The 26,342-nt window shown below is 73.4% G+C and carries 28 protein-coding genes; 12 read left to right on the plus strand and 16 right to left on the minus strand.

All coding sequences use genetic code 11. From position 1 onward, the window contains the following. Positions 1 to 25 precede the first annotated feature (25 nt). The 10 genes from L332_RS17845 to L332_RS30675 all read right to left on the minus strand — a co-directional run bounded on the left by L332_RS17845 (position 26) and on the right by L332_RS30675 (position 7,897). Positions 26 to 778, minus strand: a complete 753-nt coding sequence (locus L332_RS17845; RefSeq protein WP_021009603.1) for an SDR family NAD(P)-dependent oxidoreductase — start codon at positions 776 to 778, stop codon at positions 26 to 28. Between the two features lie 112 nt (positions 779 to 890). Continuing rightward, entirely contained in the window at positions 891 to 1,697 is an 807-nt protein-coding gene (locus tag L332_RS17850) for a hypothetical protein (protein WP_021009604.1), read from the minus strand. After that, the gene (locus L332_RS17855) at positions 1,694 to 2,305 is read right to left on the minus strand and encodes a hypothetical protein (RefSeq protein WP_021009605.1); all 612 of its coding nucleotides are present in this window, start codon (positions 2,303 to 2,305) and stop codon (positions 1,694 to 1,696) included. The genes L332_RS17850 and L332_RS17855 overlap by 4 nt, the downstream gene beginning before the upstream one ends. Continuing rightward, positions 2,305 to 2,913 carry a hypothetical protein gene (locus L332_RS17860; RefSeq protein ID WP_021009606.1) on the minus strand — a complete coding sequence of 203 codons (609 nt, stop codon included), beginning with the start codon at positions 2,911 to 2,913 and terminating at the stop codon, positions 2,305 to 2,307. The genes L332_RS17855 and L332_RS17860 overlap by 1 nt, the downstream gene beginning before the upstream one ends. 30 nt (positions 2,914 to 2,943) lie before the next feature. After that, positions 2,944 to 4,188, minus strand: a complete 1,245-nt coding sequence (locus L332_RS17865; RefSeq protein WP_021009607.1) for a hypothetical protein — start codon at positions 4,186 to 4,188, stop codon at positions 2,944 to 2,946. Continuing rightward, positions 4,189 to 4,488: a hypothetical protein gene (locus L332_RS17870; RefSeq protein ID WP_021009608.1), complete on the minus strand. Its 300-nt coding sequence runs from the start codon at positions 4,486 to 4,488 to the stop codon at positions 4,189 to 4,191. A gap of 97 nt (positions 4,489 to 4,585) precedes the next feature. Further along, a complete protein-coding gene (locus tag L332_RS17875; RefSeq protein WP_021009609.1) occupies positions 4,586 to 6,028 on the minus strand; it encodes an MFS transporter in 1,443 nt (480 codons plus the stop codon). Between the two features lie 182 nt (positions 6,029 to 6,210). Beyond that, positions 6,211 to 7,146 (minus strand): endonuclease domain-containing protein, encoded by a 936-nt coding sequence (locus tag L332_RS17880; RefSeq protein WP_021009610.1) that lies wholly within the window; start codon positions 7,144 to 7,146, stop codon positions 6,211 to 6,213. Positions 7,147 to 7,211: 65 nt separating this feature from the next. Next, on the minus strand, positions 7,212 to 7,628 hold the full coding sequence (locus L332_RS30670) for a DUF1345 domain-containing protein (RefSeq protein ID WP_021009611.1): 417 nt from the start codon (positions 7,626 to 7,628) through the stop codon (positions 7,212 to 7,214). Between the two features lie 8 nt (positions 7,629 to 7,636). Then, positions 7,637 to 7,897 (minus strand): hypothetical protein, encoded by a 261-nt coding sequence (locus L332_RS30675; protein ID WP_021009612.1) that lies wholly within the window; start codon positions 7,895 to 7,897, stop codon positions 7,637 to 7,639. 230 nt (positions 7,898 to 8,127) lie between these two features. Between L332_RS30675 and dnaK the strand changes: the two genes are divergently transcribed. The 7 genes from dnaK to L332_RS17925 all read left to right on the plus strand — a co-directional run bounded on the left by dnaK (position 8,128) and on the right by L332_RS17925 (position 14,802). Further along, a complete protein-coding gene (gene dnaK, locus L332_RS17895; RefSeq protein WP_021009613.1) occupies positions 8,128 to 9,987 on the plus strand; it encodes a molecular chaperone DnaK in 1,860 nt (619 codons plus the stop codon). Between the two features lie 2 nt (positions 9,988 to 9,989). Further along, on the plus strand, positions 9,990 to 10,691 hold the full coding sequence (locus tag L332_RS29725; RefSeq protein WP_021009614.1) for a nucleotide exchange factor GrpE: 702 nt from the start codon (positions 9,990 to 9,992) through the stop codon (positions 10,689 to 10,691). A gap of 54 nt (positions 10,692 to 10,745) precedes the next feature. Continuing rightward, complete coding sequence (locus L332_RS17905) at positions 10,746 to 11,711, plus strand: DnaJ C-terminal domain-containing protein (RefSeq protein WP_021009615.1); 966 nt, start codon at positions 10,746 to 10,748, stop codon at positions 11,709 to 11,711. Beyond that, complete coding sequence (locus L332_RS17910; RefSeq protein ID WP_021009616.1) at positions 11,711 to 12,145, plus strand: heat shock protein transcriptional repressor HspR; 435 nt, start codon at positions 11,711 to 11,713, stop codon at positions 12,143 to 12,145. Before L332_RS17905 ends, L332_RS17910 begins: the two co-directional genes overlap by 1 nt. A gap of 72 nt (positions 12,146 to 12,217) precedes the next feature. Next, positions 12,218 to 13,495 (plus strand): hypothetical protein, encoded by a 1,278-nt coding sequence (locus tag L332_RS17915; RefSeq protein ID WP_021064872.1) that lies wholly within the window; start codon positions 12,218 to 12,220, stop codon positions 13,493 to 13,495. Further along, positions 13,492 to 14,076: a hypothetical protein gene (locus L332_RS17920; protein WP_021009618.1), complete on the plus strand. Its 585-nt coding sequence runs from the start codon at positions 13,492 to 13,494 to the stop codon at positions 14,074 to 14,076. Before L332_RS17915 ends, L332_RS17920 begins: the two co-directional genes overlap by 4 nt. A 60-nt stretch (positions 14,077 to 14,136) precedes the next feature. Further along, positions 14,137 to 14,802 carry a dihydrofolate reductase family protein gene (locus L332_RS17925; RefSeq protein ID WP_021009619.1) on the plus strand — a complete coding sequence of 222 codons (666 nt, stop codon included), beginning with the start codon at positions 14,137 to 14,139 and terminating at the stop codon, positions 14,800 to 14,802. 6 nt (positions 14,803 to 14,808) lie between these two features. Here the strand turns inward: L332_RS17925 and L332_RS17930 are convergent, their stop codons facing one another. Then, complete coding sequence (locus tag L332_RS17930) at positions 14,809 to 15,417, minus strand: uridine kinase family protein (protein WP_021009620.1); 609 nt, start codon at positions 15,415 to 15,417, stop codon at positions 14,809 to 14,811. A 90-nt stretch (positions 15,418 to 15,507) separates the two neighbouring features. Between L332_RS17930 and L332_RS17935 the strand changes: the two genes are divergently transcribed. The 3 genes from L332_RS17935 to L332_RS17945 are packed head-to-tail and all read left to right on the plus strand — an operon-like array spanning position 15,508 to position 18,319. Further along, positions 15,508 to 16,185 (plus strand): response regulator transcription factor, encoded by a 678-nt coding sequence (locus L332_RS17935; RefSeq protein WP_021009621.1) that lies wholly within the window; start codon positions 15,508 to 15,510, stop codon positions 16,183 to 16,185. After that, a complete protein-coding gene (locus L332_RS17940; RefSeq protein ID WP_021009622.1) occupies positions 16,178 to 17,527 on the plus strand; it encodes a sensor histidine kinase in 1,350 nt (449 codons plus the stop codon). The genes L332_RS17935 and L332_RS17940 overlap by 8 nt, the downstream gene beginning before the upstream one ends. Before the next feature lie 57 nt (positions 17,528 to 17,584). Continuing rightward, on the plus strand, positions 17,585 to 18,319 hold the full coding sequence (locus L332_RS17945) for a hypothetical protein (RefSeq protein WP_021009623.1): 735 nt from the start codon (positions 17,585 to 17,587) through the stop codon (positions 18,317 to 18,319). A 57-nt stretch (positions 18,320 to 18,376) separates the two neighbouring features. Here the strand turns inward: L332_RS17945 and L332_RS17950 are convergent, their stop codons facing one another. From L332_RS17950 to L332_RS17960, 3 genes are all read right to left on the minus strand, one after another. Beyond that, entirely contained in the window at positions 18,377 to 19,141 is a 765-nt protein-coding gene (locus tag L332_RS17950; RefSeq protein ID WP_021009624.1) for an alpha/beta fold hydrolase, read from the minus strand. 88 nt (positions 19,142 to 19,229) lie between these two features. Beyond that, positions 19,230 to 19,721: an Hsp20/alpha crystallin family protein gene (locus L332_RS17955; RefSeq protein WP_021009625.1), complete on the minus strand. Its 492-nt coding sequence runs from the start codon at positions 19,719 to 19,721 to the stop codon at positions 19,230 to 19,232. 165 nt (positions 19,722 to 19,886) lie between these two features. Next, positions 19,887 to 20,651, minus strand: a complete 765-nt coding sequence (locus L332_RS17960) for a hypothetical protein (protein ID WP_021009626.1) — start codon at positions 20,649 to 20,651, stop codon at positions 19,887 to 19,889. Between the two features lie 187 nt (positions 20,652 to 20,838). Here L332_RS17960 and L332_RS17965 point away from each other — a divergent pair, with 187 nt between their 5' ends. Beyond that, positions 20,839 to 23,079 (plus strand): ATP-dependent Clp protease ATP-binding subunit, encoded by a 2,241-nt coding sequence (locus L332_RS17965; protein WP_081645982.1) that lies wholly within the window; start codon positions 20,839 to 20,841, stop codon positions 23,077 to 23,079. Positions 23,080 to 23,168: 89 nt separating this feature from the next. Further along, entirely contained in the window at positions 23,169 to 24,614 is a 1,446-nt protein-coding gene (locus tag L332_RS17970; RefSeq protein ID WP_021009628.1) for a sugar porter family MFS transporter, read from the plus strand. 6 nt (positions 24,615 to 24,620) lie between these two features. Here L332_RS17970 and L332_RS17975 read toward each other — a convergent pair whose 3' ends face one another. Together L332_RS17975 and L332_RS17980 are read right to left on the minus strand one after the other, a co-directional pair. Further along, positions 24,621 to 25,940 (minus strand): cytochrome P450 family protein, encoded by a 1,320-nt coding sequence (locus L332_RS17975; protein ID WP_021009629.1) that lies wholly within the window; start codon positions 25,938 to 25,940, stop codon positions 24,621 to 24,623. A 53-nt stretch (positions 25,941 to 25,993) separates the two neighbouring features. Continuing rightward, complete coding sequence (locus L332_RS17980; RefSeq protein WP_031223254.1) at positions 25,994 to 26,281, minus strand: cupin domain-containing protein; 288 nt, start codon at positions 26,279 to 26,281, stop codon at positions 25,994 to 25,996. Positions 26,282 to 26,342: the final 61 nt, after the last annotated feature.

Below are 26,342 nucleotides of genomic sequence, written 5' to 3' on the forward strand. Positions count from 1 at the left end.
CTGCGGCGCTGCGCGCCGGGCCGCGCTACTGCGCGGTGTAGCCGCCGTCGACGAGGTGCTGCGAGCCGGTGATGTAGCTCGCCTTGTCCGAGAGCAGGAAGAGCACGAGCTCGGCGACCTCCTCGGCCTGCCCGAGGCGGCCGATGGGGTGCTTGCTCACGAGGCCGTCGTAGAGGTCCTTCGGCAGGCCGCTCAGCAGCGGGGTGTCGATGTAGCCCGGGTGCACCGAGTTGATGCGCACGCCCTTTTCGGCGTAGCTCAGCGCGGCCGCCTTCGTCATGCCCGCGACGCCGTGCTTCGCGGCGACGTAGGGGAGCGCGTTCGCGTCGCCCGTGACGCCGAGGATCGACGACGTGTTGACGACCGCGCCGCCGCCCGCCGCGACGATCTGCGGCAGCTGGAAGTGCAGGCCGTAGAAGACGGAGTGGAGGTTGACGTCCATGAGCTGCCGGTAGCCCTCGATGTCGATGTCCTCCGCGAGGCCCTGCGGGCCGCCGATGCCAGCGTTGTTGAAGGCGAGGTGGAGCGCGCCGTACTCCTCGACCGCCTTGTCGACGGCGGCCTTGACGTCGTCGGGGTTGCCGACGTCGCCGGCGATGGCGACGGCGGTGCCGCCGGCGGCGGTGATCTCGTCGACGACCGACTGGGCGACCTCGAGCTTCAGGTCGTTCACGACGACGTTGGCGCCCTCGGCCGCGAGCCCGACGGCGACGGCCTTGCCGATGCCGGAGCCGCCGCCCGTCACGACGGCGCTCTTGCCTGCGAACTGTCCACTCATGCTGATCACTCCTTCGCGCCCCTCGCGGGGCATCGTCCGAGGCCGGCCGGGACGACCGGTCACTGAGGCCAACAGGTGGGCGGCACGATCTATTCGGCCCGGCCGGCTCGGCTCAGGCCGACGCGCGCTCCGGCGCCATCGTGGCGGCGAGCTCGCCGAGCCGCGCGGCGCGCGCGCGGCGCGCCTCGGCCGTCTCGATCGCGCCGGCCCGCTCGAGGGTGTCGATCGCCGCGAGCAGATCGCTCGCGATCTCCTCGCGGCGCGCCGCGGGCAGCGCCTCGACGGCTTCGGCGAGGCGGGCGACGGAGCGATCGCTGCGCAGCGTCGGCGCGGAGCGGGCGCCGCGGCGAGCGAGCAGCACGAGCGCGACGCTCAGCACCGCGTCGGCGACCATGGGGATGACCCACGCGCCCGTGACGGGGATGCCCGACCCGACGAGCGAGTCGTCGACCTCGGCGCCGGAGGAGAGCCACGCGACGGCGCCGATCGCGCCGAGCACCGCGGGCACGCCGCGCACGCCCCAGACGCCCGCGCCGCCGCGGTCGTCGCCGCGCGAGCGCAGCTCGTCGACGAGGGCGGGGATGCCGAGCAGCGTCGAGACGGTCGCGATGATGCCGAAGCTGCCGACCGCGAGCCCGCCGCCCTCGCCGAGGAAGATCCACGCGAAGACGGGCAGTCCCCAGACGAACGTGAGGGCGAGCCCGCCGATGATGAGCGCGACCTTCGGGATGCTGAGGGCGCGCTGCCAGGCGGGCGCGCCGCGGCGCTCGCCCCGCAGCATGAGCGCGAGGTGGCGCGGCGCCGTCATCGCGAGCGCGTCGCGCACGCGGTCCTCGCCGCGGAACGCTGCCGCCTCCATCCGCCACCAGTCGTCGGCCGCGAAGCTCGAGCGGTGGGCGGCGTAGCCGGCGGCGCTCACGCGTTCCAGCTCTCGACGGGCGGCACGACCTCGACGAGCCGCGAGGGCTGCTCGAGCCACGGCACGCCGTCGAGGTCGAGCCCGATGGGGCGAGCGCTGCCGACGACGGCCTCGGCGTAGGGCCGGAACGCCTCGATGCCCTGGGGAGGGAGCGGGCCGAGCGAGGCGATCACCGAGCCGCCCTCGCGCACCGCGAGCCACTGCACGAGCGAGTACGGCTCGCCCGCGCGCTCGGCGAGCACCTGCATGCGCAGCGCCTCGCCGAGGCCCGAGAGCTCGACGACGTCGTGGCGTGGCGGCAGCGTGGCGGGCGGCTCGAGGATCGTGCGCTGCGCGTCGTCGGGCAGCGCTCCCTCGATCACGTCGAAGCGCAGCACCGCGAGCGCGCTCACGAGCGGCGAGCGCACCGCGAGCGTGTAGGTCGCGGTCGGGGCGACGCCGCCGCGCACGGCGTCGAGCCAGCGCACGACGCCCTCGCGATCCTCGAGCAGCCCCGGATCGTGGGCGCCGAGGCGCTCGAGCTCGGCCTGCGCCCAGCCGGGGGCCGGCTCCTCGCGCGGCACCTCGACGGTGAGCGTCGGGTCGAAGTCGACTTCGATGCCGTGCATCAGGGCTCCCAGGCGAAGGTCGCGACGTGCGCGTCGATGAGCGCGATCCACTGCTCGAGCACGTCGTCGTCGGCGGGCAGGTCGGTCGGATGCGTGATGACGGCGGTGAGCTGCAGGGCACGGCGCCGCCCGGTGCCGGGCACGGCCATCACGTAGATGATCGACGTCGTCGCGCTCGACTCGCCGTCGAGCTCGACGTCGCGGCGCTCGAGCCAGCGGATGATGACGCCCCTGTCGTCGAGCGGCTTCGCGCCCTTGCGCCGGATGGCGTCGACGACGACCTCGCGCACGGGCGCGTCGGGCGTGCTGACGCGCTCGACGGCGGTGATCGTCGCGGGCAGGAAGAGCGACTGGGGCGTGTCCTCCCCGGGCATCATCACGAGGATCGCGCGCTGCTCGCGCAGCTGGCCGAAGGCGGTCGCGGCGTGCCGGCGCAGCTGCACGAGCAGATCCGGCCGGCCGGCGGTCGCGAGGCGCTTCGCCGCGGCGCCGAGCAGCTCCTCCTGCGACTGCTCGTCGGGCCGGTACGAGACCCACCCCTGCGGCAGCAGCATGCGGAACGCGGGCACCGCCCCGTCGCCGCGCAGCAGCGTGCGCAGATCACTCATCCGGCCACCTCCGCGGCCAGGCTATCGGGGTCAATACGTCGGCCAGCGCAGCTGCTCGTACGTGCCGGGGATGCCGGTGAAGAGGCCGACGGTGTCGCGCACGACGCCCGGGAGGACACCGAAGTAGTTGCCCATCGTGTCGCCGATGTGCGCCAGGGTCCACGGCAGGTGGTCGATGCTGCCGAGCGCCTCCCACGTGTCGTCGCCGTGCGTCGACAGGAACTCCCCGACGATCTCGAAGCTCTCACCGGCCAGGTACCCGGCCTCGGGCGCGAGGCCACGCATGTTGGCGACCCAGGCCTTCGGGTTCAACCCGGAACCGGTCGCCGACAGGCTCCAGCGCGCCGCATCGTCGCCGAACGACATGCCGCCCGACATGCCCACCCAGCTCTTCATGCCGGTCTTGAAGCCGCCGGAGGCGAAGTCGCCGAGCGAGCCGATCGGCAGCACGCCGACGATCGCGAAGCCGAGGTCCCAGCCGCTCGCGTCGCCGCGCGCGAACTGGTAGATCGTCAGGCCGAGCGCGACGACGCCGACGATGAGAGCCAGGAGCCCGACGATCGGGCCGCCGACGATGAGCGCGAGGGCGGCGAGCACGAGCCCGGCGACCGAGAGCACGGTCTGCACGAACTCGACGAGGCCGTCGAGGTTGTCGAGCCAGCTGTCCTCGAGGCCCTTGCCGTTCGCGGTCTCGATGCCGTTGCACGCGGCCTCGAACTCCTCCCACCACGCGTCGTACGCGGTGTCGTAGTCCTTCGCCTCCGCCTTCCAGTTCCGGTAGGCGAGGTCCTTCGCCTCCCGCGCCGTCTCGACGGCGGTGGTCTTGGCCGACTCCGCCTGCGAGCGAGCGGTCGGATCGTCGGCGTCCTCGCCCGTCGGGTAGGCGACCGGCGCCGCGAGCGCGTCCTGGTAGGCCTCGAGCTTCGTCTCGTAGATGGTCCAGAGGCGCTCGCACTCGGGCACGACGCCTCGCATCTTCGACTGCGCCGTCGAGAGCGCGGAGCCGTAGTCGCGGACGTACGGGCCGACGCGCATGTAGTGGCTGCCGGCGCGGTCGAGCTCCTGGTAGACCTCCTTCGAGGCCTCCGTGAGCTTGTCGACCCACAGGCCCTCCTGCTCGGCGCCGTTGTCGACGAGCTGCTCCATCGTCGAGGCGGCGAGGGTCATCTTGACGCCGAGGCTCGCGATGTCGCTGCCGCGCTCGTAGATGTCCATCGCGTCGCCCTCGAGCACGTGGATGTCACGGTGCTTCGGGGACTGCTCCATCGCCGCCACTCACTGCTCCTTGCTCTGCATGCCGTCGGCGAGCTCCTTGTCGCCGGTCTGCCATCCCTCGCGCAGCTTCGTCGCGCTCTCGAGCACGGCGTCGAGCCCTTCGCGCAGCTGCTTGCGGCGGTCGTCCCACTGGCTCTCGAAGTCGTGCACGCGCGACTGCAGCTCGCCGTGCCCGTCGGGGCGGCCGACGGCCTGGACGAGATCGGCGCGGCGGGAGGAGGCCTGCTCGAACTCCTCGATGATCTCGGCGACGCGCGTCTCGAGGCGCTCGAGCATCGCGTAGTTGACCTTGACGTCCATGGGGCTTCCGGGTCGGGGAACGGGGACGCCTCTGACGATAATCACTCAATTCTGAGCCCGCGATGGGGACTACTCCCCGCCCCGCGGGGACGGCGCGTCAGTCGCGGTCGTCGATGGTCGTGGGCTTCGGGTGCACGGGCAGCACGAGCAGCAGGCCGGCGAGCAGCACGAGGATGATCCCGAGGATGCCGAAGCGGGTGTCGCCCGTCATCGAGACGAAGACGCCGAAGAGGGTCGCGGTGAGGAACGAGACCGAGCGCCCGGTCGTCGCGTAGAGGCCGAACATCTCGCCCTCGCGCCCCTCGGGCGTGATGCGCGCCATGAAGCTGCGCGATGCCGACTGCACCGGGCCGACGAAGGTCGCGAGCGCGAGCCCGCAGAGCCAGAACATGCCCTTGCCGTCGACGAAGATGACCGCCGAGCCCGAGACGACGAGCACCGCGAGCGAGACGATGATGACGAGCTTGGGCCCGAAGCGGTCGTCGGCCCAGCCGCCGACGAACGTGCCGATGCCCGCCGTGACGTTCGCGGCGATCGCGAAGAGGATGACCTCCGTCGAGCTGAAGCCGAACACCTGCGCGGCGATGATCGCGCCGAAGGTGAACACCCCCGAGAGCCCGTCGCGGAAGACGGCGGAGGCGAGCAGGAACAGCAGCGTCTTGGGCGCGCGGCGGCCGATGCGCCCGATCGTGCGGAAGAGGATGCGGTACGACGCGAGGATCCCGACGCGCTTGGGCGCGGCGCCGGTCGGCGGCACCTCCGGCACGCGCACGAGCAGCGGGATCGCGAACGCGAGGAACCACCCGGCGCTCGCGAGCACCGCGAGCCGCACGTCGAGGCCGGCGCCCTCGCGACCCGCGGGCACGCTCAGGACGCCGTTGCCCTCGCCGCCCATGTCGAAGATGAACAGCACGAGCAGCAGGCCGAGCAGCACGATGCCGCCGACGTAGCCCATGCCCCAGCCGAAGCCCGAGGTGCGCCCGAGCGCCTGCTTCGTCGAGACCTGGTGGAGCATCGCGTTGTAGTTGACGCTCGCGAACTCGAAGAAGAGGTTGCCGGCCGCGAGCAGCGCGGCGCCGAGCCAGATGCCGCCCGGCACCGGGGTGACGAAGAACATCCCGATCATCGCGACGATCGTGAGGCCCGTGTTGACCGCGACCCACAGCTTGCGTCGGCCACCGCCGTCGGAGCGCTGCCCGACGATCGGCGCGAGCAGCGCGACGAGCACGCCGGCGATCGCGACGGCCCACGCGACGATCGAAGCGTTGTCGGCGAGCGCGCGCGTGAGCGGCGCGCCCCCGGCCTCGGCGACGTCGGCGTCGACGAAGAGGCTCGAGGCCAGGTAGGTGCTGAAGATGAACGTCGTGACGACCGCGTTGAACGACGCGGAGCCCCAGTCCCACAGCGCCCAGGCGCGGGCCCGGCGGCCGAGCTCGCGGCGCGAGACGGGCGCGACGCCCGCTTGCGACGGCTGCACGAGGTCGTCGGGCGACGGCTTGGGGGTGACGGATGCCTCTGCGGGCTCCTGCGACACGCTCATGGGCCCGAGCGTAGGCGAGCCGGGCGAACGGGAGGTGTCGCGCCACGGTCACCGGGGCGGGTGGTACCGATCCGTCGCCTGGAGCCGGGCTCGAGCGGCCATCCGGTACCACCCTGTCGCGAGGGTGGTACCGATCCGTCGCCTGGAGTCGGGCTCGGGCGGCCGATCGGTACCACCCGACGTCATGCGGCGCCGAGGCGGCGCGCGCGAGCGGCGCGCACCCGGGCGACGAGCGGTCGTCCGCCGTCGCGCAGGTCGGCCTTCGTCACGCGGATCACGATCCAGCCGAGCGCCTCGAGCTCCTCCTGACGCCGGATGTCCTTCGCCCACTGCTCCGCGTCGGTGCGGTGGTGCTCGCCCTCGTACTCGATCGCGATCCGCAGCTCGGGGTAGGCGAGGTCGAGCTCGGCGACGAGCCGGCCCTCGTGCCAGACCCGGTGCTGCACGACAGGCTCCGGCAGCCCCGCCGCGACGATCACGAGGCGCGAGCGCGACTCGCGCGGCGAGTCGACGCCGACCCTCGCAGCCGCGATCGCGGCGAGCAGCGCGGCGGCGCCGGGGCCGCGCCGGTACTGCTCGACCGCCGCCGAGAGCTCCCCGAGCGTCGCGTACGGCCGCTCGAAGCGCAGGTCGCGGTAGCGCTCCGAGGGCGTGACGAGCGCGTCAGCGAGCTGCACGAGCTGCTCGTGCTCGGCGCTGCGCCCCATCGTCACGAAGGCGCCGATCGGCCCGAGCGTCGGCAGCCCGTCGATCTCGCCGACGCCGAGCCTCGACGTGGCGAAGCGGAGCGACCGCACCCCCGTCGCTCGAGTGCGCGGCATGCCGTCCGGCACGCCGATGACGAGCGGCTCGTCGGCGCGCCATGTCGACTCGACCGGCAGTCCCCACAGGCGGGCCGCCGTGAGACCCGCGAAGGCGTGCCCGTCCCGCATCCGCGGCGCGAAGGCGCGGGCCATCTCGAGCACCGAGTCGGGTGCGGATCCGGCTCGCACGCCGTGGAACGGACGGGCGAGATCGCTCGCGCGGAGCCGGCGGCGCGAGACGCCGAGCCGGAGCGCCTCGGCGGTCGAGAAGGCGCCGCTCGCGAGCGGTTCGGGGAGCGGTGCGGGTCGCGGCATGCGCGCATGGTGCGCGATCCCGCGCGCCGACGGCGACGCATCCGCCGACCGCTGTGGAGAGCGCGTCAGGCCGCGAGCGAGATGAGCAGCGACGCGAAGACCGCGATGATCACGGTGCTGTAGGCGAAGCCGACGATCGACTGCACCATGGCGAGGCGCCGCGCCGGCCGGTTGGTGAGCGCGACGTCGGCCGACGAGAACGTCGCCGAGAGCTGCACCGAGAGGTAGACGAAGTCGCCGAAGTCGCGCTCGTCCTCGCCGGGGAACTCGAGCCCGTCGCGCTCGGCCCAGCCGCGCATGTGCTCGACCGCGAAGACCGCGACGAGCAGCACCCAGGTGCCGGCGACGCCGAGCACGCACGAGGCGATGAGCCAGAGGTCGACCGAGTCGCCGCTCGTCGCGAGCAGCACGACCGAGATGACGCCCACGACGACGATGAGCACCGCCCACGAGGTCGGGCCGCCGCCGTAGAGCACGCGCACGAGCGCGCTCAGCTCCTCCGAGCGGCGCAGCCGCGCGCGCAGCCGGTCGCCCGAGAGCGGAAGGCGAGGTGCGAGAGCAACAGGAACGCCGGGCCGTAGGCGCCGAACGCGATCGTGAGCACGCTTGCGAGCGACGAGCGCAGCGAGAGGTCGACGCCGCCGAGCGCGCTCATGCCGAGCACCGCGAGCGCGGCGAAGGAGCCCGCGATGAGCGAGGCCAGGGTGTGCCGGGTGCTCTCGCGGTGGAGCCGCCGATTGCCTCTCGCCACGGGCGTCAACGCTACCGGCGAGACTCTCGGCCGATGCACAGCCGCGAAAGTTGACACGCTTCGACTCAAGGTGAGAAACTTGAGCCATCGCGACTCAAGTCAGCAGCGCCCGCCGGGCGCGGTCGCAGCCGGGGTTCCGGGAGACGGACCCACCGCCACGCACGTCGGCGGGCCCGTCTGCCGGAATCAGGCAATGAGCGCAGCGCGAGCTGCGAACAGGAGGCAAGCACATGGCACGAGCAGTCGGCATCGACCTCGGCACCACCAACTCCGTCGTCGCGTTCCTCGACGGCGGCGAGCCCACCGTCATCGCGAACGCCGAGGGCTTCCGCACGACCCCCTCGGTCGTCGCGTTCGTCAAGGAGGGCGAGACCCTCGTCGGCGAGCCGGCCAAGCGCCAGGCGGTCACGAACGTCGATCGCACCATCACGTCGGTCAAGCGCCACATGGGCACCGACTGGAAGCAGGAGATCGACGGCAAGCAGTACACGCCGCAGGAGATCTCGGCCCGCATCCTCGGCAAGCTCAAGCGCGACGCCGAGACCTACCTCGGCGAGAAGGTGACGGATGCGGTCGTCACCGTGCCCGCGTACTTCAACGACGCCGAGCGCCAGGCGACGAAGGAGGCCGGCGAGATCGCGGGCCTCAACGTGCTCCGCATCATCAACGAGCCCACGGCCGCCGCGCTCGCGTACGGCCTCGACAAGGGCAAGGAGGACGAGCTCATCCTCGTCTTCGACCTCGGTGGCGGCACGTTCGACGTCTCCCTCCTCGAGGTGGGCAAGGACGACGACTTCTCCACCATCCAGGTGCGCGCGACCGCGGGCGACAACCGCCTCGGCGGCGACGACTGGGACGACCGCGTCGTCGAGTGGCTCAAGCAGCGCTTCAAGGAGCAGTCGGGCGTCGACGTCTCGAACGACAAGATCGCGATGCGCCGCCTCAAGGAGGCCGCCGAGCAGGCGAAGAAGGAGCTCTCGTCGTCGTCGACCACGAGCATCCAGCTGCCCTACTTCTCGCTCACCGAGAACGGCCCGGCCAACCTCGAGGAGACGCTCACGCGTGCCCAGTTCGAGAACATGACGAAGGACCTGCTCGAGCGCACCCGCAAGCCGTTCGAGGACGTCATCCGCGAGGCCGGCATCCAGGTCGGCGACATCGCGCACGTCGTGCTCGTCGGCGGCTCGACCCGCATGCCCGCCGTCACCGAGCTCGTCAAGCAGCTCACGGGCGGCAAGGAGCCCAACAAGGGCGTCAACCCGGATGAGGTCGTCGCCGTCGGCGCCGCCCTGCAGGCCGGCGTGCTGCGCGGCGAGCGCAAGGACGTGCTGCTCATCGACGTCACCCCGCTCTCGCTCGGCATCGAGACCAAGGGCGGCATGATGACGAAGCTCATCGAGCGCAACACCGCCATCCCGACGAAGCGCTCCGAGACCTTCACGACCGCCGAGGACAACCAGCCCTCGGTCGCGATCCAGGTCTTCCAGGGCGAGCGCGACTTCACGCGCGACAACAAGCCGCTCGGCACGTTCGAGCTCACCGGCATCGCGCCGGCGCCGCGCGGCGTGCCGCAGATCGAGGTCACGTTCGACATCGACGCGAACGGCATCGTGCACGTGTCCGCGAAGGACAAGGGCACGGGCAAGGAGCAGTCGATGACCATCACGGGCGGCTCGAGCCTCTCGAAGGAGGACATCGACCGCATGGTGAAGGACGCCGAGGCGAACGCCGCGGCCGACAAGGCGCGCCGCGAGGCCGCCGAGCTGCGCAACACCGGCGAGACGCTCGTCTACTCGGTCGAGAAGGTGCTGACCGACAACGCCGAGCAGCTGCCCGACGACGTCAAGAACGACGTGCAGGCCGATGTCGACGCCGTGAAGTCGGCGCTCGCGGGCGACGACGACGAGGCGGTCAAGACCGCGGTCGAGAAGCTGCAGCAGTCGCAGTCGAAGCTCGGCGAGGCGATCTACGCGCAGTCGCAGGCCCAGGCGCAGGCGGATGCGTCGGGTGACGAGCCGCAGGCCGCCCCGGCGGAGGACGACGACGTCGTCGACGCCGAGGTCGTCGACGACGAGGACGAGAAGAAGTAGCCATGACGGGTCACGAGGACGACAAGCGCGACGAGACCGAGGGCCGCGAGGAGCCCAAGGTGCACGACAAGCGCCGCATCGACCCCGTGACGGGAGAGCCCCGCGAGCCGGCAGCCGACGCTGCCGCCTCCGGGGCCGCCCCGTCACCGGGCGCGGATGCGTCGGCGGACGACGCGCCCGCAGCCGCACCGGCCGAGGGCACGCCGGCCGACGACCTCAGCGAGGCCGACCGCGCCCTGCTCGAGGGCGAGGCCGCGGCGATCGAGGCCGAGCGCGCGGCGCTGCAGGCGAAGTCCGAGCAGCAGCAGGACGAGCTCGCGCGGCTCAAGGCCGACTACGTCAACTACCGCAACCGCACTGAGCGGGAGCGCGCGGGCGACCGCGACGCGACCGTCGCATCCGTCATCACGACGATGCTGCCGGCACTCGACGACCTCGACCTCGCCGACAAGCACGGCGATCTGGCCGAGGGCCCGCTCGCGATCGTGGCGCAGAAGCTGCGCGCCTCGTTCGAGCAGCTCGGCGTCGTCAAGCTCGGCGAGGTCGGGGAGGCGTTCGACATCGACAAGCACGAGGCCGTCGCCCAGCTGCCGAACCCGGAGGTGACCGAGATGGTCGTCGCCGACGTCGTGCAGGCGGGCTACCGCGTGGGCGAGCGCGTGCTCCGCGCGGCCAAGGTCGCGGTGTTCGTCCCGGCGGAGTGATGCCGGCGCAAGCGGGGAGCGGCGCGGGCCGCGAGCGACCGAGGGAGGTGGAGCATGGCTAGCAACGACTGGTTCGACAAGGACTTCTACGCCGTGCTCGGCGTGCCCAAGGACGTCTCCGAGGCCGACCTCAAGAAGACCTACCGGAAGCTCGCCCGGCAGTACCACCCCGACTCCAACCCGGGGGACGCATCCGCCGAGGCGAGGTTCAAGGAGATCTCCGAGGCGCACGCCGTGCTCTCGGACCCGAAGCAGCGCCAGGAGTACGACGCCGTGCGCGCGATGGCGGGCGGCCGGCCGCGCTTCGCGCCCGGCGGCTCGGGCGGCTTCGAGGACATCTTCGGCGGCTTCGGCGGCGGTGGTGGCGGCCCGCGCGTGCAGTACTCGCAAGGCGACTTCGAGGACCTGCTCGGCGGCATGTTCGGCGGCCAGGGCGGCTTCGGCGGGGGCTTCGGCGCCCGCCGGCCCGCGAAGGGCCGCGACGTCACCGCGCGCGCGGCGCTCGACTTCACGTCGGCGGTGCAGGGCGACACGCTCAAGCTCACGGTCGGCGGCAAGACGATGACCGTCAAGGTGCCGGCGGGCGTCCACGACGGCCAGAAGATCAAGCTGCGCGGCAAGGGCGACCCGTCGCCCTCCGGCGGCGAGCCGGGCGACCTCATCCTCACGGTGCAGGTGCGCCCGCACCCGGTGTTCACGATGGACGGCCTCAACCTGCGCGTCGACGTGCCCGTGACGTTCGCCGAGGCGGCGCTCGGCGCGACGATCGAGGTGCCGACGCTCGGCGGCAGCCCCGTGCGGCTCAAGGTCGCGCCCGGCACCCCCTCGGGGCGCGTGCTGCGCGTCAAGGGGCGCGGCGTCGCGGGCAAGCAGGGCACGGGCGATCTGCTCGCGACCATCCAGGTCGCGGTGCCGAGCCACCTCACGAAGGCGCAGGTCGAGCACCTCGAGGCCTTCGTCGCGGCGGGCCCGAACGAGTCGCCGCGCGCCGAGCTGCTCGCGAAGGCGAAGGCGTCCTGATGCGCGCGCAGCCGTGGGGCCTCGACGAGACGTCGCCGATCTTCTCGATCGCGGCGGCCGCCGAGCTCGCCGGCCTGCACGCGCAGACGCTGCGCCAGTACGACCGGCTCGGCCTCGTCGAGCCCGCCCGCACGGCCGGCAACACGCGCCGCTACTCGATGCGCGACATCGGGCGGCTCAAGCAGGTGCAGCTGCTCTCGAGCGAGGGCGTCTCGCTCGAGGGCATCCGCCGCATCCTCGAGATGAGCGACGAGAACCGCGAGCTGCGCGTGCGCGTGCGCGAGCTCGAGTCGGCACTGGCGGATGCGGTGATGCAGCAGCAGGGACGCCGCGTGTTCGCGGCCGGCTCGGCGGGCATCACGCCGCTCCGCGCGGGCGCGCGGCCCTCGAAGCCGGGCTCGATCGTGCTCTGGCGCCCGCAGCTGCGCGACTGACCCGCGTCCCACGTCGGTCGGGCAGTTGCCGCGGGCGGCGCATCGAGACCACCCGATGCGATGATGGTCGACGTGGACGACTCGCCACGCCTCGACCCGGATCCGGCCGCGCCCCCGCCGCCCGGCACCGCGACGCCCGTGCCGGCCGACGCCGCTGCGCGCGCGGCCGCCGCGGGCCGCGCGCACGCCGTGCGCGCCGAGTCCGCGCCGGCGCGCGATGCGCTCGTGCCGACGACGGCGCTGCAGTCGCGCGCGGCCGAGCGCGAGCGCCGGCGCCGCGAGCGCGAGCTCCAGCTCGCCGCCGCACCGCCCGCGTACGCGGTGCCGCTCACGCACCAGCCCCCGCACCCCGCCGCCCCGCGGGTCGCCCCGTCCTTCCCGCCGCAGAGTGTCGACACTCTGCTGTCCGGGGGCGCCACAGCAGCAGAGTTCCGGCACTCTGCGCCGGCCGCCGCGGCGTTGCCCGGCTACGCGCCGCCTCCCGTCGGCGCTCCCTACGCCCCTCCGATCGGCTACGCGCTGCCCCACATGACGGCCGCGGCGCAGGCCGCTCCGCCGGTGTACGGCCCGCCCGGCTACGGACCGTCCGGCTACGGAGCGCCCGCCGCGCCGATGCACGCGGCCGGGTCCTACGCACCCGCCGGGCCGTACGCGATCGCGTCCTACCCGCCCCCGCTGCCCCCGCGGCTGCCGTGGACGCGGCGGCAGACCGGCGCCGCCGTGCTGAGCTCGTGGCTCGGGCAGACGATCATGGCGCTCGCGACGCACTTCCTCGTCACCTACTTCTCGATCGTCGGCTTCGCGTGGCTGCTGCACGCCGCCGGCGAGCCGGTCGGCACGATCGAGGCCGACTCGCTCACCTCGATCGTCGCCCTGTGGACGACGCCCGATCGCGTGCTCGCGACAGCGATCATCGGCGCGCTCGTCGGCGGCGGGCTGCTCGCGCTCGGCGCGATCCTCAGCCGCCAGTGGGGGAAGGCAGCGGGGCTCGCGAAGCCGCACCGCTCGGCGTGGATCGCGTGGCTGTGCACGACGGGCGCGACGGGGCTCTTCGGCTTCGCCTACTGGCCGGGCGCGATCGTCGTCGCGTTCGTCGCGACCGTCGCGAGCTCGTCGGCCTCGCTCACGCTCGGCTCGATGTGGGCGACGCTGTTCGGGCTCCTCGCGATGGCGGTCGTGCTGACGGGCGGGGTCGGGCTGCTGTTCGGCTGGCTGTTCCTGTCGACGTCGCGCCCGCGCGTCGATCCCCGCGCGATCGCCGCGGCGCAGGAGGCCGAAGCCGAGGCCGCCGCCCGCGCTCGCGACGAGGCGGAGCTGACGGAGGTGCGGCTGCGCGGAGCGCGCGCGTGAGCCGTGCCGCGGCCCGCTCGGAGCGCCCTGACGTGCTCGACGCAGCGCAGCGCGCGGCGGTGCGGTCGGCGGGCGCCGTCGGCCTCTCGCTCGTCGCGGCAGGCGCCTCGCTCGTCTGGGGCATGCTCGTGGCGGCGCTCGTCGTCATCGTGCTCCGCGCCGCGATCATCGACCTCTTCGACGGCGTCGAGTGGGGCCTCGCGGTCGTCGACTGGATCGAGCGGCTCGACGCCTCGTGGCTCGCGCCCGTCGTGCTCGTGCTCGTCGTGCTCGCCGTCGGCGCGGGCGCGCTCGGCTGCTGGCTCTCGACCCGCCGCATGCGGCAGGCGGGCGTCGTCGCGGCGGCAGCGGTGACCTTCCGCGGCGCCGCGCTCGGCACGGCGCTGCAAGCGGGGCTCTCGACGCTCTCGAGCTGGCTCCTCGGGCTGCTGACGCTCCTGACCGGCACGCTCGGCTTCTGGCTCGTCGCCGGCATCTGGGTGCTCGCCTCGATCGCCGTCTCGACGCTCATCGGCTGGCTCGCCGGGCCGCGCACGTGGCTCGCGATCGCGCGCCGCGAGGCGCGGCGGGCCGCGGAGTAGGTCCTTGCGCGCGCCCGCGGCCGCGAGCACCCTGGTCGGCGGGAACGACGGGAGGCACGGATGCGACTGGTCGCGCACGAGTTCATGACCCTCGACGGCGTCATGCAGGGCCCCGGCGGCCGCGACGAGGACACCGAGGGCGGGTTCCGCTGGGGCGGCTGGGTCGCGCCGGGCTTCGACGAGGCGGTCGGCGAGGTCGTCAGCGGCTGGTTCGAGCGCACCGACGCCCTGCTCTTCGGCCGCCGCACCTACGACATGATGGCCGGCTACTGGCCGCAGGTCACCGACACCGCCGATCCCGTCGCGCAGCGGCTCAACACCGCGCCGAAGCACGTCGTCTCGACGACCCTGCGGCTCGATGAGGCGCCGTGGTCGGGCACCGCGTCGGTCATCGCCGACGACGTGCCCGAGCGCATCCGCGCCCTGAAGGCCAGCGGCGAGGGCGAGCTGCAGGTGCACGGCTCCTGGCGGCTGCTGCAGACCCTCATGGCCGAGCGGCTGCTCGACGAGCTGCGGCTCATCGTCTTCCCGGTCGTGCTCGGCAGCGGCAAGCGCGTCTTCGACGGCGCCGATCGCCCGGCCGGGTTCGAGGTGGCGGATGCGCGGGTCGCGCCGAGCGGTGCCGTGGCGATGTCGCTCACCCCGGCGCCGTTCCGCACCGCGACCTACGAGGTGGTCGACGGCCGCGAGGTCATGGTCGACCAGGAGCGCGACGACCTCGACTGACGAGGCTCAGCGCGGGGCGGCTGCCCGCGCGAGCATGCGCCTGGCCGCGCGCACGCGCACGGGCCGGCAGCCCGCATCCGTCAGCCGTGCGACGATCGCCGGCTCGCGGCCGGCGAGGATGAGCCCGCGCTTGACGAGGAACGACGGGCTCTTGCGCCGCTCGCGCAAGTCGCGCGCGAAGCGCAGCGCCATGGTGAGCCAGCGCGAGCGGTGCACGCACAGCGCGTCGGCGAGGATGCCGCGGCGCTCGGCCTCCGCGACCACCTCCGCGACGAAGACGCCCTCGGCGACGAAGAGCGTCGCGCCGTCGAGCGCGACGGGATGCTCGCCCACGCTCGCGCTGCGCGAGATGTCGTAGACGGGCGCGGTCGTGCTGCCCGTGCGGGCGAGCTGCTCGAGCGCGTCGATCGCGCGCTCGCGGTGCCACGAGCCGGGGTGGTCCCAGTCGACCTCGCCCGTCTCGAGCCGCGGGAGCTCGGGGTCGTCGCCCTCGCGGTAGAAGTCGTCGAGCCGCAGCACCGGGAGCCCGGATCGCTCGGCGATGCGCGACTTGCCGGAGCCGGAGGCGCCGCCGATGAGGACGACCCGCGCGAGGGGCTCGGCGGCGGCTGGCATGGGCTCCATCTTCTCACGGCGAGGAGTGGCAGGCGCCGGGTGCGCGTGCCGTTCAGGCCTGCGTCAGCGGCGAGCCGCCATGCTCGACGCATGCGCGTGCTGCTGGTCGACGACGAGGTGCGCCTCGCCGACGGCGTGCGCCGCGGGCTGCAGGCCGAGGGCATGACGGTCGACCTCGCCCACGACGGCGTCGACGGGCTGTGGCGCGCGCGGGAGTTCGCCTACGACGTCGTGCTGCTCGACGTGATGATGCCGGGGATGAGCGGCTACCGCGTCTGCCAGGCGATGCGCGCGGAGGGGATCTGGACCCCCGTGCTCTTCCTCACCGCGAAGGACGGCGAGTGGGACGAGGTCGAGGGGCTCGACACCGGCGGCGACGACTGGCTCGTGAAGCCCTTCTCGTTCCCCGTGCTCGTCGCCCGCATCCGCGCCCTCGCGCGCCGCGGCGGCCGGGAGCGGCCGGTCGTGCTCGAGGCCGGCGACCTGCGGCTCGATCCCGCGGCGCGCACCGTGCACCGCGGCGACGAGCGGCTCGAGCTGAGCGCCCGCGAGCTCGCGGTGCTCGAGCTGCTCATGCGCCGGCGCGGCGAGGTCGTGACGAAGCGCGAGCTGCTCGACGACGTGTGGTCGGAGGACTTCGAGGGCGACCCGAACATCGTCGAGGTCTACGTCGGGCGGCTCCGCCGGAAGGTCGACCGGCCCTTCGGGCGCGCTGCCATCCAGACGGTGCGCGCCGCGGGCTACCGGCTGGCGGCCGACGGTGGCTGAGCGCGCGCGCGAGCGGCCGCCGCGCCGGCGCGCGTCGATCCGGCTGCGGATCACCGCCGCCGCGGTCGCGATCGTCGCCGTCGCGCTCGGCCTCGGCGCAGCGACGCTCGTCTGGACCCTCGAGCGCATGCTGCAGTCATCCGTCGCCGCGCAGCTCGCCGACGAGCTCGACGCGCTCGCGCAGGGCATCGACGACGGCACGATCCAGACCGCGGCCCTCGTGCAGCGCGACGACGACGTGCTCGTCGCGCTGCGCTCGCCGACCGGCGTGGTCGTCAACGCCGACGCGGCGGCGACCCTGCCCGTGCCGTCCGGCGGCGAGGCGCTGACCGCCGAGGCCGACGGCGAGCGCCACGTCGTGGTGGCGACCGAGGCCGAGGCCGGCACCATCGTCGTCGCCCGGTCCCTCGCGCCCGTCGACGAGGCGGTGCGCTCGACGACCGCGCTGCTCGCCGTCGCAGTGCCGCTCGCGCTCATCCTCGTCGCGACCGTCGTCTGGATCGTCGTCGATCGCGCGCTCGCGCACGTCGACCGGATGCGCGCCCAGGTGGACGAGATCGACGCGACGGGGCTCGACCGCCGCATCGGGACGACGAGTCGCGGCGACGAGCTCGACCGGCTCGCCGCGACGATGAACCGCATGCTCGACCGCGTCGAGGCCGATGCGCGATCCCGCCAGCGCTTCGTGTCGGACGCGTCGCACGAGCTGCGCTCGCCGCTCGCGTCCATGCGGCAGTTCGCCGAGCTCGCGCGGGCGCATCCCGAGGCCGTGCGGCCCGACGAGCTGACCGACGTCGTGCTGCAGGAAGGCGAGCGGATGCATGGCATCGTCGAGGCGCTGCTGCTGCTCGCCCGGCTCGACGAGCGCGCCGCCGCGAGCGGTCAGCGGCAGCCGGTCGACCTCGACGACCTCGCGCTCGCGGAGCTCGCTCGCGTGCGCGCGCTCGGCCGCGCGGCGGACGGCGCCGCGGTGCGGGCCGCGCCGGTCGAGGGCGACGCGCGCCTGCTCGGCCTCGCGTGCCGCAACCTCGTCGACAACGCGCTGCGGCATGCGCGCGAGCGCATCGTGCTCGGCTCCGTCGTGCGCGACGGCCGAGCCATGCTCTGGGTCGACGACGACGGTGCCGGCGTGCCGGCTGCAGAGCGCGAGCACGTGTTCGAGCGCTTCGTGCGGCTCGACGAGGCGAGAGCGCGCGACGACGGCGGCTCGGGGCTCGGACTCGCGATCGTGCGGCAGGTGGCGCGCAGCCACGGCGGCGACGCCTGGGTCACGAGCGCACCGCTCGGCGGCGCGCGGTTCGTGCTCGAGCTGCCGGCAGCGCCCGAGCCGCGCGGCGCCTGAAGCGGCGTTCAGCATCGTTCAGTCGTGCGTCAGCGCCCCGCGAGGAGGGTGGAGCCCATGAACGAGCAGCAGCACCCCGAAGACCGACCCGACGCCATCGGCGCCGACGACCCGACGCCGCGTCACCCCGACGCGCCCGACGCCGACGCATCCGACATCATCCTCAACGACGCGGACGAGCCGACGGCGCGCAGTCGGGGCCGCGGCATCCTGCGCCCCATCCTCATCGGCACCGGGGCGGCCGCGGTCGTCCTCGCGGTCGCGGGCGTCGGCCTCTCGATCGCGGACGCGTTCGACGACGACGAGGACCCCGTTCCGGCCGCCTCGACCTCCGCGACCGCGGAGCCCGGCGACGACCGCGACGACGACTCGGCCGCCGCCGTCGACGGGACGGTGCCCGCCGAGCCGGCCGACCTCGCCGCCGCGATCGAGGCCGCGGTCACCGCCGCGGGCGGCGGCGACGCGACGAGCGTCGAGGTCGAGCGCGACGGCTGGAAGGTCGACATCCGACTCGCCGACGGCAGCGAGGTCGAGGTGCGCGTGCCGCTCAGCGGCGACCCGGTCGTGCGCGCGGACGACGACGGCGACGGCTCGAGCGACGTGCCGCTCGACCCGTCGCGGATCGCGGCGATCAGCGACGCGGCGATCGCGGCGGCCGGAGGCGGCGTCGTCGTCTCGATCGAGACGGAGGACGACGCCGACGTGCGTTTCGACGTCGAGGTCGAGCTCGGCGGCGAGGACGTCGACGTCGAGCTCGCGGAGGACCTGTCGGTCATCTCGGCGGACCGCTGACCCCGCCCTGCGCCCGGCGAGCGGAACGCTCGCCGGGCGCACTCGCGCCTCGGCGGCTCAGCCCGCGTCGACGAAGCGGGCGAGCACCTCGGTGAACACCTGCGGCTGCTCGGAGTGCACCCAGTGGCCCGCGCCCTTGATCGTCACGCGGCGCACGTTCGGGAACCGCGCCTCCATCTGCGGCGCGAACTCGTCGCGCACGTAGCCCGAGTCGGCGCCGGCGACCCACAGTACCGGGCCCTCGTAGACGGCGTCGGTCTCGGGGAATCCGCGCAGCACCGCGAGGTCGCGGCGCAGCACCTCGAGGTTCGGCAGCCAGCGCCAGCCGTCGCCGTCGCGCTGCAGGCTCTGCAGCAGGAATCCGCGCACGCCGGGATCGGGCGCGGCCTCGGCGAGCGCCTCGCTCGCCTCCGAGCGCGAGCCGAGGCCGTCGAGGTCGATCGCGAGCATGCCGTCGATGTAGCGGGAGAACTCGTCGGTCGAGCGGTAGGCGACCGGGGAGACGTCGACGACGCACAGCCGCTCGACCTTCTCGGGGTGGCGCAAGGCGGCGAGCATCGCCGCCTTGCCGCCCATGGAGTGGCCGACGAGGGCCGTGGGCTCGTCGATCGCGCTCGCCACCGCATCCGCCATCTCGAGGTAGTCGAGGCGCTCGGTCCAGCCCGAACGACCGTGGTTGGGCATGTCGACGAGCGTGACGCGATGCCGGTCAGCGAGTGCCTTCGCGATCTGCGTCCAGTTCTTGCCCTGCCCGAAGAGCCCGTGGCAGAGCATGACGGGCGAGCCGTGCTCGCCGAGGTGGGTCAGGTGCAGGTCGGTCACGCCGCCACGCTATCGGCGCGGCCTGCGCGTGCGACAGGAGGGCGCGGCGACCGCCGGTGGCGGCGCCGCGCCTGTGGAGCGGCCCGGCTCAGCTCGTCGAGCCGGCCGTCGCCGTCGCGGACTCGCTCTCGCTCGAGCCCTGGCCCGTGCCGATCTGCGACTGCCCGCCGCCGCCGTGCTGCACCTCGATCTTGCGGGGCTTCGCGCGCTCGGCGACCGGGATGGTGAGCGTGAGCACGCCGTGCTCGTACGACGCCTCGATGCGGTCGAGGTCGACGTCGTTGCCGAGGCTCAGCTGGCGCATGTAGCGGCCGGCGGGCCGCTCCTGCGCGATCCACTGCCGCTGGTCGCCGCCGCCGATCGTGCGCTCGGCCTGGATCGTCAGCGTGCCGGCGTCGATGCCGAGGTCGATCGAACCCGGGTCGATGCCCGGCAGGTCGACGTGCACGACGTAGTGATCGCCGGAGCGGTAGAGATCCATCGGCATCCAGCTCGAGGCCGCCGCGGCGCCACCGGCGCCGCTCAGCAGTCGAGCGGTCATCCTGTCCATCTCGCGGAACGGGTCGAAGGTCAGTGCCATTGACAACCACCTCCTCCACGTGCGGCCGCGCCCTGTGCGACGGCCGTCGGTGTCTTCGGCAGCTCCCGGGAACCGCCCCGAGGAGCGGCTCCATTCTAGCACTCGACCCAAGAGAGTGCTAACGCCTCGCTTCGAGGTTGCTGGGACTCGAACGCGTGCTGGCGGCTACCGGCGATCGCCCACGTCGAAGCCGGCGCGATCGACGCGGCGGTGGAAGCGCATGCCCGCGAGGCCGCCGAGCACGGCCCCGATGAGCGCGACGACCGCGACCACGAGCGCCGAGATGATCGTCGCGAGGGTCGCCTGGTCCTCCGGCAGCGGCAGGGTCGGCATCGAGCCGGGCGGCAGCGCGAAGTTCTGCCCCGCGACGAGCCCGATGATCGCTGCGGCGATCGCGATCACGACCGCCCACACCCAGACGGCGACGCCTTGCTTCGCGCCGTCGAAGCGCGCCATCCGGCCGGCGACGTACCCGCCGCAGTAGTAGGCGATGAACCAGATGACGAGCAGGATGACCGCGCCCCAGATGCCGGCGGACTGCAGGTCCTGCTGCGCTCCCTCCACGACATCATCGACGTCGCGGCCGGAGAGCGATGCGATGAGCGCGCCGATCGCGGCGGCGAGCGCGATGAGGAGCACCACGGCGCCGGTGGCGGTGAGCCAGCCGAAGAACGCCGCGCCCACCTTCACCCCGCCGAAGCGCTCGCGCTCGCGCGCCACGACGGCCTCGCGGTCATGGCGCACGTCGGCGGCGAAGCGATCGTCGTGCCGGCGCTCCCTCACCGCTGCGGCACCGGAGCGCCCATCGTCGCGGCGCCGCTCGCGCGCGTCGGCGGCATCCGCGCGCCCGTCGTCGCCCGTCGCGGCGTCCCGAGCCGGTTCGTACGGACGGCTCCTCGGGGTGGAGTCGTCCGGGCCCTGTGCGGTCATGTCGAGCTCCTCACATCGGTCACGTCGTCGTGGTCGATCGGGGCGCCGTCGCGGCGGCCCGTACCTCAGTATCGGCGGCGGGGAGCGGTCCGACCGGTTTTCCTAGCCAACGTCCAGCATGCGTAGTAAAGTTGAGTCGATAGCACTCAAGTTTGAGATCGCCAGTTCAGGATCGATGGAGGAGCGGATGGCACGCATGGGCGGCATGATGCCGGGCCAGGAGGAGCAGCAGTCGGCGCTCGAGCAGTTCGGCACCGACCTCACCGAGATCGCCCGCTCGGGGCGGCTCGACCCCGTCATCGGGCGCGACGAGGAGATCCGGCGCATCAGCCAGGTGCTCTCGCGCCGCACGAAGAACAACCCAGTGCTCATCGGCGAGCCCGGCGTCGGCAAGACGGCCGTCGTCGAGGGCCTCGCGCAGCGCATCGTCGCGGGCGACGTGCCCGAGAGCCTCAAGGGCAAGTCGCTCGTCGCGCTCGACGTCAACGCCATGATCGCGGGCAGCAAGTACCGCGGTGACTTCGAGGAGCGCATGAAGAACGTGCTCGCCGAGATCGCGAAGGCCGAGGGCCGGATCGTGACGTTCATCGACGAGCTGCACATCATCATGGGCGCCGGCGCGGCCGAGGGCAGCCAGGGCGCGAGCAACATGCTCAAGCCGATGCTCGCGCGCGGCGAGCTGCGCCTCATCGGCGCGACGACGCTCGACGAGTACCGCGAGTTCATCGAGAAGGACGCCGCGATGGAGCGGCGCTTCCAGCAGGTCTACGTCGGCGAGCCGAGCGCCGAGGACACCGTCGCGATCCTGCGCGGGCTCAAGGAGCGGTACGAGGCCCACCACAAGGTCACGATCGCCGACAGCGCGCTCGTCGCAGCCGCATCCCTCTCGAACCGCTACATCACCGCCCGGCAGCTGCCCGACAAGGCGATCGACCTCATCGACGAGGCGGCGAGCCGGCTGCGCATGGAGATCGACTCGGCGCCGACCGAGATCGACCAGCTGCGCCGCACCGTCGACCGCATGGAGATCGAGCGCCTCGCGCTCAAGCGCGAGCGCGACGACGCGTCGAAGGAGCGGCTCGCCGAGCTCGAGGCGACGCTCGCCGAGCGCCGCACCGAGCTCAAGGCGCTCGACGAGCGCTGGCAGACCGAGCGCGCGAGCCTCAACCGCATCGGCGGCCTGCGCGAGCAGCTCGACGAGCTGCGCGGCCGCGCCGAGCGGGCGCAGCGCGAGGGCGACCTCGAGCGCGCGTCGCGGCTGCTCTACGGCGAGATCCCGCAGGTCGAGCGGCAGCTCAAGGACGCCGAGGCGCAGGCCGCCGAGTCGGGGGCGAGGATGGTCGGCGACCAGGTGACGGAGGACGACATCGCCTCGGTCGTCGCGGCGTGGACGGGCATCCCCGTCGGCCGCCTGCTGCAGGGCGAGACCGAGAAGCTCCTCGCCCTCGAGGACGAGCTCGCGAACCGCGTCGTCGGCCAGCGTGAGGCCGTCTCAGCGGTCTCGGATGCGGTGCGCCGCAGCCGCGCGGGCGTCTCGAACCCGAACCAGCCGACGGGCTCGTTCCTGTTCCTCGGCCCCACCGGCGTCGGCAAGACCGAGCTTGCGAAGGCGCTCGCCGAGCTGCTCTTCGACGACGAGAAGGCGCTCGTGCGCATCGACATGTCGGAGTACGGCGAGAAGCACTCGGTCGCGCGGCTCGTCGGTGCCCCTCCCGGCTACGTCGGCTACGAGCAGGGCGGGCAGCTCACCGAGGCCGTGCGCCGCCGGCCCTACTCGGTCGTGCTCATGGACGAGGTCGAGAAGGCGCACCCCGAGGTCTTCGACCTGCTGCTGCAAGTGCTCGACGACGGCCGCCTGACCGATGGGCAGGGTCGCACGGTCGACTTCCGCAACACGATCCTCATCCTCACCTCCAACCTCGGCTCGGCCTTCCTGACCGACCCGACCATCTCGACCGAGACGGCGCGCGAGCAGGTCATGGGCGCGGTGCGGGCCGCCTTCAAGCCCGAGTTCATCAACCGGCTCGACGACATCGTCATCTTCGACGCGCTGACGCAGGAGGAGCTCGGCGCGATCGTCGGCATCCAGGTGCACGCGCTCGACCGGCGCCTGCGCGAGCGCCGACTCACGGTCGACGTGACGGATGCGGCGAGGCAGTGGCTCGGGGAGCGCGGCTACGACCCCGTGTACGGCGCGCGGCCGCTGCGCAGGCTCATGCAGCGCGAGATCGACGATCGGCTCGCGCGGGCGCTGCTCGCGGGCGAGGTGCGCGACGGCGACCGGGTGGTCGTCGACGTCGCTCCCGGCGGCTCGGGCCTGTGGGTCGGCGCCGAGGGCGCGGAGCGGCCCGCGCAGTGGTCGTTCGACGCCGACGTGGTCGACGACGTCGACGAGGTCATCGACGCGGAGCCGCTCGACGAGCCCTGACGGGTCGGGCGCAGGCGGATGCCGCGCGGGCACGCGCGGCACGGCAGAATCGAGCGGTTGCCCATCGCTCGAGGACCGGAGGACCCACCGTGGCCATCGCCCCGCCCAGCCCCGGCAGCGAGGCGGCGCTCCCGCCCCTGAGCGGCGGGCCGCACCGCGCCCGGCTCGGGCTCATCTCGATCGTGGCGTGCTTCGGCGGGCTGCTGTTCGGCTACGACACGGGCGTCATCAACGGGGCGCTGCAGCCGATGAGCGCCGAGCTCGGGCTCGAGGCGCTCACCGAGGGCATCGTGACGAGCTCGCTCGTCTTCGCGGCGGCCTTCGGCGCGCTGCTGGGCGGTCGCATCTCCGACGGGATAGGCCGGCGCTCGATGCTCATCGCGCTCGCGGTGCTCTTCCTCGTCGGCACGCTCGTCGTCGCGCTCGCGCCCGGATTCGCCGCGGTGGTCGTCGGTCGCGTGCTGCTCGGACTCGCGGTCGGCGGCGCCTCGACGGTCGTGCCGGTCTACCTCGCCGAGCTCGCGCCGTTCGAGATCCGCGGCTCGATCTCCGGCCGCAACGAGGTCGCGATCGTCTCGGGGCAGCTCGCGGCCTTCATCGTGAACGCGGTGCTCGGCAGCACCCTCGGGCACCTCGACGGCGTCTGGCGCATCATGTTCGCGATCTGCGCCCTCCCCGCGATCGCGCTCTTCGTCGGCATGCTCCGCATGCCGGAGTCGCCGCGCTGGCTCGCCGAGCGCGGCCGGCGCGAGGAGGCGCTCGCGGTGCTGCGCTCGGTGCGCGCGGACGAGCGCGCCGAGGCCGAGCTCGCGCACATCGAGGCCCGCCTCGACGCCGCCGCGGTCGCGCCGCGCGGCCGCGCGCGGCTCCGAGCGCTGCTCGCGGACCGCTGGCTGCGCCGCGTGCTGCTCGTCGGCGTCGGCGTCGGCGTCGCGCAGCAGCTCACCGGCATCAACGCGATCATGTACTACGGCACGAGCGTGCTCGAGGAGTCGGGCTTCGATCGCTCGGCGGCCCTCATCGCGAACATCGCGCCCGGGATCATCGCCGTCGTCGGCGGGCTCGTCGCCCTCCGGCTCATGGATCGCGTCGACCGGCGCACGACCCTGCTGATCGGCTTCTCGCTCACGACGCTGTGCCATGCCCTCATCGGGATCGCGTCGGTCGCGCTCGAGCCGGGGGACCCCATCCGCCCCTTCGTGCTCCTCGCGCTCGTCGTCGCCTTCGTCGGCGCGATGCAGACGTTCCTCAACGTCGCGACCTGGGTCTATCTCTCCGAGATCTTCCCGCTGCGCGTGCGCGGCCTCGGCATCGGCATCGCGGTCTTCGCGCACTGGCTCGCGAACGGCGCGCTCGCGCTCGCCTTCCCGTCGCTGCTCGAGGCGGTCGGCATCACGGGCGCCTTCTTCCTCTTCGCCGCCGTCGGCGCGCTCGCGCTGTGGTTCATCGCGAGGCACGTGTTCGAGACGCGCGGCCGCTCGCTCGAGTCGCTCGAGGCCGACATCGCGAGCGGCGAGCTCTTCGCTCGCCGCTGACGCGGTTCAGTGGAACGGGCAGCGGCCACCGCTGCTGCCGCGGGGGCGCCGGTGGGCGCTCCGCACCACGCCGCCCGAGGCGGGCTTCGTCGGCATGCGCCGGCGGCTGACGTCGAGGCCCTCGCCGAGGATCGTCACGCGCGGATCGCTCAGCGCAGCGATGGCGCTCGAGAGCGTCGCGATGGTGACCTTCTCGCCGGGGCAGCGGTGACCGGTCGAGGGATGCCCGCCGCCCTGCGGCACGAAGGCGCCCATCGCCTCGATCTCGGCCCAGTCGTCGACGCCGACGAAGCGCTCGGGGACGAACTCGCCCGCGCGCTCCCAGCTCGACTCGTCGAGGTCGGTGCCGAGCACGTCGAGCAGCAGCAGCGCGCCGGCGCTCACGCGCTCGCCGTCGAGCTCGACCTCGTCGATCGCGCGGCCCGGCAGCATCGGCACGAACAGCGCCGTGCGGCGCACCTCGTGCGCGAAGGCGGTCGCGAGCGGACCGCCCGTCAGCCTGCCGCGCTCGGCGGTCTCGGCCGCGATCCGCTCGCGCCACTCGGGCCGCTCGTGGAGCGCCTTCGCGGCGAAGGCGACGAACCGGCACACCGCGATCGCGGGGCGGAACGAGTTCTGCAGCTCGATGCCGGCGAGCCGCGCGGGCAGCAGCTCACCCTCGTGGTCGCGGTGCCACGCCCACGCGTGGAGCGCGGTGCCGGCCGTCGCCTCGAGCGCGCCCGTCCGCACCGCCTCGATGAGCGCGCTCGCGTGCCGGTCCGACCACCAGCGGTTGGCCATCGTGAGCAGGAACTCGGGGGAGTAGGGCACGCCGAAGCCGTCGACGATCTGCGCCTGCCGCCTCGCCCAGCGCGTCTTCGCGTCGGCCGTGCCGGGCAGGCCCGCCCAGCGCTGCATCGCGCGGCCGATCGCGCCCACTGCGGCGTCGTAGGCCGAGCGCTCGCCGCCGGCGATCCAGTCCGCGAGCTCCTCGCCCCACTCGCGCTCGAGGTGCGGCTCGAGCCGGCGCACCTCGGCGTCGTCGTAGGCGAGGCCGAGGAAGGTCCCCTTGCGGTGCCGGTGCGCGGCCGTGTCGAGCGAGTGCACCGAGCCGTGGCCGAAGAGCGACTCCTGGATCACCATCGGCATCGCCCCGTGCCGGCGCACCTTCGATTCATCGTAGAAGAGCTCGACCGCCTCCGCGCCGCGCATGAAGAGCGCGTCGCTGCCGAGCGCCTGCGTGCGCACCGCACGGGCACCTGGCCGGGCGCGCTGCCAGATCGTCTCGCTCGTGTCGTAGCCGCGCGTGAGCAGCAGGATCGCGTCGTCGTCCAGCGGGTTGGCCATGCATCGGACGGTATCGAGCGCACCTGCGGGGGCCCTGCGCGAGCGCGTGCTCGTCAGCCGGCGTACCCCTTGACCTCGACCTCGGTGAAGACGACCCGGACGGAGCCGCGGTTCTCCATCCGGTGCGTGGTCCCGGCCGCGCGCGTGTACGCGACCCCGGGCTCGATCGCCACTTCGAGCTCGGCGCCGTCCGGCAGCACGGCCCACATGACCGACGGCTCGACGCCCACGACCGCGTAGTCGTACTCGTGCGTGTGCTCCTCGATCGCGCCGCCGGGCTCGATCGTCCACTGGGTGATCCGGAACCGGTCGTCGTCCACGAAGACTCTGGAGGTGGCCATGCGGCCATCCTCGCACCCGACGGCATCGGGACCGAGGTGCCTCACTGAGAAGTGAGCGCGA

It is taken from the genome of Agrococcus pavilionensis RW1 (assembly GCF_000400485.1).
In the GTDB taxonomy this organism is placed as follows: domain Bacteria; phylum Actinomycetota; class Actinomycetes; order Actinomycetales; family Microbacteriaceae; genus Agrococcus; species Agrococcus pavilionensis.